The organism is Desulfobacterales bacterium, from assembly GCA_030066985.1.
GTDB lineage: Bacteria > Desulfobacterota > Desulfobacteria > Desulfobacterales > JAHEIW01 > JAHEIW01.
Map to the genome: position 1 here is coordinate 1 of JASJAN010000081.1, position 7,325 is coordinate 7,325.

Here is a 7,325-nt window from a genome sequence, read left to right on the forward strand (position 1 = left end):
CAATTATTTTTTGACTTCTAAATTACAAAATTGGATTCGAATTACTTCATTATGACTATATCTATTTATCTATATAGCAATATGCATTTTGCTACATTTTTATGTAATAAGGTTCAAGGTTCAGGGTTCAAAGGTTCAGAGTTTCCTCCTTCGTTGAAACTACGGAGACAGGCAGGGTTCAGGGTTGCCCTTCGACTTCGCTCAGGGTGAACGAGTTACAGGTTTAAAAAAGGACTGAGTGCTGAGCTATGAGGACCCGTCTTCGCCCTCTGGGCTACGCCGTGGCACGCCCGTCTTCGCTTTTGCAAGCTTCCGACTCCGCCCTTCGAGCTTGGGGCTTCGCCGAAAGGCTTCCGACTTCGCTCTATGAGCTACGACGGGACAAGTCGACCCCACAAGACGCCGTGACAAGTCGCCGCGGTAAACTGAGGACTGAGTCATATTGCTGCCCTAATAAGCCAGTCGCCAGGGACCAGAAGTCAGTAGCCAGCTGCCAGAAGCCAGTAACCAAACCTATGAACCCTGAACCGGGAACCCGGAACCTTTACTAACAGCTGTATTTATTACAATAAATTTGCTATACTGAAATTTTATGGAATGAACTAAATCCCAGAGCGCCGCATTGGCATTTAGTCTTGCATCGATGGTTGGTCTGCATGTATAAAGGCAGGTCTATTTTTGGCAGCACCACACCTTGATCTTACATTTGGAGGACAATTGAATGAATGATAACAACCGGGTGAAACCACACGGCAATGAACTGGTAAATCTGCTGGTGGATGATGAGCGTGCCCGGCTGCTAAAAGATATCGCGCTAAATTTGCCGGATATTACGTTGAATGAACGACAGATGTGCGATCTGGAAATGCTGGCCACCGGCGGCTTTTCGCCGCTCAAAGGCTATATGATTCGCTCTGATTACGAGTCGGTCGTCGATCGCATGCGGCTGCAAAACGATACCCTGTGGCCCATACCGGTTTGCATGGATATAGACGAATTAAAGGCGCGCAGTTTTGAGGCCGGCCAGTCGGTGGCCCTGCGGGACCCGGAAGGCTATTTGCTGGCCGTGATGCACATTGAAGATCTGTGGCCGGTTGAGCGTGAAAAAGAAGCGCAGCAGGTTTATGGCACGCTTGATCAAACCCATCCGGGCATCGATTATCTGTATAAAGTTTCCGGCGATTATTACATCGGCGGCCAGCTGGAAGTGTTAAGCCCACCGCTTCATTCAGATTTTAAGCAGTTGCGAATGACACCGAGAGAGGTTCGCTCGAACTTTAAAAAATTCGGCTGGAAGCGCATGGTGGCCTTTATGACGCGCAACCCGATTCACCGCCCGCAATATGAAATGACCATGAACGCCATGCGCGATACCAACGCCAACCTTTTACTGCTGCCGATTGCCGGTATGACCAAACCCGGCGATTTTGACCATTACACCCGGGTGCGCTGCTACCGCCGGGTTGCCGAGCACTATCCGCCCGATACTTTTATGCTGAACCTGCTGCCCTTAGCCACCCGCATGTCCGGCCCCCGGGAAGCTTTGCTGCACGCCATTGTCGCTAAAAATTACGGCTGCACCCATTTTATTACCGGGCGGGATCATGCCGGCCCCGGCATGGATTGCAACGGCGATCCCTACTATAAAAGTGACGAAGCCAGCAAACTGACAGAGGAACACAGCGAAGAGATTGGCGTCACAATTGTGCCTTTTGCCGAGATGGTATATCTGCCGTTTGAAGATGAGTTCCGCTGTGCCGACCAGGTGCCGGAGGGCACTCAGTTTATCTCGCTTTCGGGCTCCGATATTCGCGACCGCATCAGAACCGGCCGCAAAATTCCGGAATGGGGAACCTTTCCCGAAGTTGTGGAAGAACTTCATAAAGCCTACCCGCCGCCCCGTAAACAGGGCTTCACCGTATTTCTGACAGGCCTGTCCGGTGCCGGCAAATCCACGATTGCCAGAGTGCTATATGCCCGGTTTCTGGAAATCGGCGATCGCCCGGTCACCTTGCTGGACGGCGATATTGTGCGCCATAACCTGTCCAGCGAGCTGACGTTTTCCAAAGAGCACCGGGATATTAATGTCCAGCGAATTGGATTTGTGGCCAGTGAGATTACCAAAAACCGCGGCATTGCCGTCTGCGCGCCCATTGCGCCTTACACCGCCACTCGATCCGAGATTCGCAAAACCATTGAAGCCTACGGCGGGTTCATGGAGGTGCACGTATCGACGCCGATTGAAGTCTGCGAGAAACGGGATCGTAAAGGAATGTATGCCAAGGCCAGAGCCGGGCTGATCAAAGGCTACACGGGTGTTGACGATCCTTACGAAACACCGCAAGATCCAGAGGTAAGCATCGATACCTCCAATATCACACCGGTGGAGGCCGCTCACCAGATTATTCTTGTGCTGCAGAAAAAAGGTTTCATCTAGAAAGTGACTAAAGTTGGAAGTGACTAAAGTGAGCTAAAGTTATGGATAACAAGGAATTTTCTAAGGAACTCGAAAAGCGTACTCGAAAATTTGCAGTAAAAATAATAAAAATATCAGCTCAGTTACCAAATACCCCGGAAGGCAGGGTCGTTAGAACGCAAATTACAAAAGCAGGATCATCAGTTGGTGCCAATTACAGAGAAGCGAATCGAGCAAGAAGTAAAGCCGATTTTAGAAATAAAATTAGAATCTGTGAAAGCGAGGCCAATGAGACTCAATTTTGGTTAGAGGTTATCGCAGAAATTGGTTGGCTTTCCTGGAAGGAGATACAATCCGAATACGATGAGAGTACCGAACTTCTAGCATTGTTCACATCTATTGGCAGAGGTGCATTATAGGCATCAACACAAAATAAGCTTAGTCACTTTAGCTCACTTTAGTTCACTTTAGTCACTGGTCCAAAAACCTCTGTGCTGTTTAACTGGAATATGTGATTCTAACCGAGAGGCATTTTTTCATGAACATACTGGTAACCGGCGGTGCCGGATATATCGGAGCCCATTGCTGCAAAGCCCTTGCCCAAAAAGGGTATAACCCAGTGACCATCGACAATCTGGTCTACGGACACCAAAATTTTGTTAAATGGGGAGAATTTTTCCAGGGTGACATCGGCAATCCGGCGGATTTAAAAAAATGCTTCAGCCGCTATCAAATCGATGCGGTGATGCACTTTGCCGCTTACGCCTATGTGGGCGAGTCAGTGCAGGACCCGTTGAAGTATTATGAAAACAATCTGCGCAACACCATTGAGCTGCTGCATGCCGTTGTGGCGCATGATGTTCAATATGTTGTTTTTTCTTCTACGTGTGCTACTTACGGCAACCCTGAATATACACCTATTGATGAGCGCCATCCGCAAAACCCCATCAATCCGTATGGCAAGACCAAACGCATGATCGAAGAAATCCTGCAAGATTACGGGGCCGCTTACGGGCTGAAGCATATTAGCTTGCGCTATTTTAACGCAGCCGGTGCCGACCCGGATGGCGAAGTCGGAGAAGATCATGATCCCGAGACCCATTTGATTCCGCTGATACTGGATGCGGCAGCCGGCAGGCGCGAGGACATTAAAGTATTCGGCACTGATTATAAAACGCCCGACGGTACCTGCGTTCGCGATTATATCCATGTGACCGATCTGGCTGAGGCGCACCTTCTGGCCTTGCAGCGCCTGGTGGACGGCGCTGACAGCAGTGCCTACAACCTGGGAAACGGTCAAGGCTTTTCTGTCCTGGAGGTTATCGAGCGCGCGCGAAAAATAACCGCCAAGGATATCGCCGTTGAACATGCCGAGCGACGGCCGGGCGACCCGCCGGTTTTGATCGCATCCAATGAAAAAGCCATCGCCGATCTGGGCTGGAAACCCACCTATGCGGATCTGGATGACATCATCGGTACCGCCTGGCGCTGGCATCAAAATCTTTGAGCCTATGGGGGTCAAAGATTTTAGGTTTCAGTGTTCCAGCCTTCGCTAATAGCTTCGGCGCGGCAAGCAGGTGTCAGGTGTCAGGAAAAAACTTGGGCCTGAGCAGTAAGAAGCGACAGTTTGACTTGTTGATTTTTTTAGACAGGATTTACAGGATCTTTGGGATATTTTTTTCTGGATCACTTTCCGGAAGAAAGTGATCCAACGCAATCCGCTTTCAGCGGAATAAAATGGATATCAAAATTAAGTTTATATAACGCTTGTTGTATAGCAGCTCAAACTAATTAATCTTCCAAGTGTTTAATGTGTTCCAATTTTATTCGCCGCAGGCGATTGAATTTGGGCGCTCTCATCTGGAGAGCGACAAAAAAAGAAAATCCAGTCAATCCAGTAAATCCTGTCAAAGATTTATAATCAATAACAATCTAGATCTTGTATTTAATAAACCTCAGAAGCAGAAAGTGACATGCAGAATACAGACACAAAGCAGCTGATGCGCATTATGATAATCGGTGAAGATGAAAACGAGACCCGTGGGATCGTCGACGCTCTTGTAGCTGATTACAGCATCAGTGTGGTCTCCGGTGTTTCTGCTGCCGCCGAGCGCCTGAAAAACGAAGCCTTTAATGTAATTGTCTTCGATTCAAACGAAGCAGGCGCTGACATGGAAAAAATCATCAAAGACCTTCAACAGCGGGCACCGGCAACACCCATCATCGTCAGCGGTCCTTTGCAGGATGCACAGCTGATTGTGAAGGCCGTCAAAGCCGGCGCTGCCGATTTTTTAACCAAGCCGCTGGTTGCTGAAAAATTGCGCCTTGCCGTGGGGAAGGCCATCGAGACGCGCAGCCTCAAAAATGAAATCGATTATCTTAGACGACAGCAGGATGTTGCCTACGATTATGAGCGGATTATTGCCGAGAGCCCGTCGATGAAAGTGGTTATGGACAGTATCAAGCGGATGGCGCACGCGGAATCCACTATTTTAATGACCGGCGAAACCGGCACGGGTAAGAGCTTTCTTTCCGGCAACATTCACTTCAACAGCCCCCGGCGCCATAAACCCTTCATCAAGGTTAATTGTGCCAATATTCCCGAGACCTTGCTGGAAAGCGAACTTTTCGGCCACGAAAAAGGCGCTTTCACCGGGGCAGACAAGCTTCGAATCGGGCGTTTTGAGCAGGCCGACGGGGGCACATTGTTCTTAGATGAGTTTTGTGAGTTGGGTTTTGAATTGCAGGCCAAACTGCTGCGGGTGCTGGAGGAAAAAACGTTTGAGCGCCTGGGCAGCAGTCAAAGCATTAAGGTCAACACACGGATCATCGCGGCCACAAATCGTGACATCGAAACCATGGTGCAGGAAGGAAAATTTCGCGAAGATCTTTATTATCGCATTAACGTTCTGCGTATTCATCTGCCCCCGCTGCGAGAGCGGATCGAATGCATCGAGCCGCTGGCCGACCATCTGATCGAACGGCTGTCTCACATGGTAAAAAAGAAAATTACCAGTCTGTCACCGGAAGTTCTGGTGCTGCTCAAGACTTATCCGTGGCCTGGTAATATTCGCGAACTGTCCAACACGATTGAAAGAGCCATTTATCTATCTGACGGTGATCGCATCGAGGCTGTGCACGTCTCCATTCCAAAGCTTAACAAAAAGGCGGCGCCGGCTGCTGCGACTCCGCCATCCACACAACTGCGACTTTCAGATGATGAAGAAAAGAAGCTCATTTGCAGCGCACTTGAGAAACATCTTTGGATTCAGAAAGATGCTGCCCGCGAGTTGGGGCTGACCCCCCGCGCTCTGAATTACCGCATTAAAAAGCTTGGGATTACCCACCAGCGCTGGCGCAAGAACAAATGAAAGCCGTCCTAAAAATGCATCTAACGGCCAATGGCTGCGTTATAAACCGATTCGAAATGCTCGAATACTATCGTGTATGCTCCACTTTCGAATCGGTTTACGCCTTGCCCTTGAGCGTGATCTACGATTTTTAGGACGGCTTTTAATTTTTTACAACAGAAATTCTAAGGTCGCTTGTATAATGAGACTTCTTGGTTCCTTTTGGTCCCGCTAATGGTCGCTGGCTTCTTGTCATTCATTAATACTCAGTCCTCATAGCTCAGCACTCAGTCCTTTTTTAAACCCTGAACCCTGGACGGTGAACCTCTCAGAACCTTTAGTATAAACTATCGTCGTTTCATGATCTTATCAAAGGCATAGATGCCAAGGCCTACCAGCGCCAGGTTGAAAAGGGCATAAAAGATTAGGTGCCAGAATACCGAACTGCTGGCGGATGTGGTGATAAAGCAGCCGCCGCCACCACCGCCGCCCGAGCTGCTGGAGGCCGCGCCGGCCTGGTAGCCTGAAAAATGATAGACTTGTATTTCAATTGTCGGTGGAACGGTATTGTTATGGTTGACGCGGGAGCCGGGCACCACCTGGCCCACACCGCCGGCCCGCACGATGCCGGCGGCATCCATCGCCAATACCCAGCTGTTGCCGTCATAATAATAGATGTTGAGCCCGCCGACATTATTGTATCCGGGGCAGGGGATCAGGATTTTGACCGGGGTGTCAAACACGGCCGGGGGCTGCAGGTTCATGGGCATTCCAACTCCGTTGGCACCTGTCACCGGCGGGACTTCATCAATCGGCCCGAACAAGGGCGTCTGCAGCTCACTGCTGTCAAAGATGATCTTGGCGCCGGTAAGCTCGCCGCTGATTATCTCGACGCCTTCATCAAGACCGCCGCCCAGGTCCGGGTCATCGACAGCTACAGGATCGCTGTCGGGCAGGTTCTCCGGTGCCCAGGCATCATCATGTTCCGCTTCGGTTTCCACCTGAAAATCAAAACTGGCCTGATCCATGGCATTGGCCATGCTGTCGGTGGCATCAACTTTTACAATCACCGTACTGCCATAGGGGAAGTTTTGCAGACCGCCGCTTTCTTCACTGCGGTCGTATACCACCCACAGGCGGGTGACTTCTGTATTCGGATCGCCGGTCAGTTTTACCCAGCGCACGGTGCCATGGGCCAGATTGCGGCTGTAGCTTGGGTTGATACCGTCATTAATGGTAAGCTGCACGCTGGTGCCATCGGTCGTATCGATGCCGTGGGCCGAATCGAGAAACACTGCCACAGTAGTGTTATACGGCACGCGCTGGGAATCGCTGATACCAGCGTTATCTTCGGGTATGGTTTCCTTGATCACAAACGGTGCATCGGCTCTACTGCGCGGGTTGGTGCGCGCTTCGTATTCTTCCAGGTTGGTGTAGCCGTCGCCGTCCGGGTCCGCTCCACTGTCATTGACCGCTGGGTTTAAATTATTATCCGTTTCCCAATCATTGGCCATGTCATCGCCGTCATCGTCGTTGATGGTAATGCTGGCCGGTGTCAC

Annotated in this window: 5 protein-coding genes; 4 read left to right on the top strand and 1 reads right to left on the bottom strand. The window is 50.3% G+C overall.

Annotated elements, in window-relative coordinates; all coding sequences use genetic code 11:
- Positions 1-721: 721 nt before the first annotated feature.
- From QNJ26_22660 to QNJ26_22675, 4 genes are all read left to right on the top strand, one after another.
- The gene (locus tag QNJ26_22660) at positions 722-2,437 is read left to right on the top strand and encodes a bifunctional sulfate adenylyltransferase/adenylylsulfate kinase (protein MDJ0988356.1); all 1,716 of its coding nucleotides are present in this window, start codon (positions 722-724) and stop codon (positions 2,435-2,437) included.
- 41 nt (positions 2,438-2,478) lie between these two features.
- On the top strand, positions 2,479-2,835 hold the full coding sequence (locus QNJ26_22665) for a four helix bundle protein (GenBank protein ID MDJ0988357.1): 357 nt from the start codon (positions 2,479-2,481) through the stop codon (positions 2,833-2,835).
- A gap of 119 nt (positions 2,836-2,954) precedes the next feature.
- On the top strand, positions 2,955-3,923 hold the full coding sequence (gene galE / locus QNJ26_22670; protein MDJ0988358.1) for a UDP-glucose 4-epimerase GalE: 969 nt from the start codon (positions 2,955-2,957) through the stop codon (positions 3,921-3,923).
- Between the two features lie 466 nt (positions 3,924-4,389).
- Positions 4,390-5,787, top strand: a complete 1,398-nt coding sequence (locus QNJ26_22675) for a sigma-54 dependent transcriptional regulator (protein ID MDJ0988359.1) — start codon at positions 4,390-4,392, stop codon at positions 5,785-5,787.
- Between the two features lie 326 nt (positions 5,788-6,113).
- Here QNJ26_22675 and QNJ26_22680 read toward each other — a convergent pair.
- A partial coding sequence (locus QNJ26_22680; GenBank protein MDJ0988360.1) for a hypothetical protein occupies positions 6,114-7,325 on the bottom strand: 1,212 nt, incomplete at its 5' end.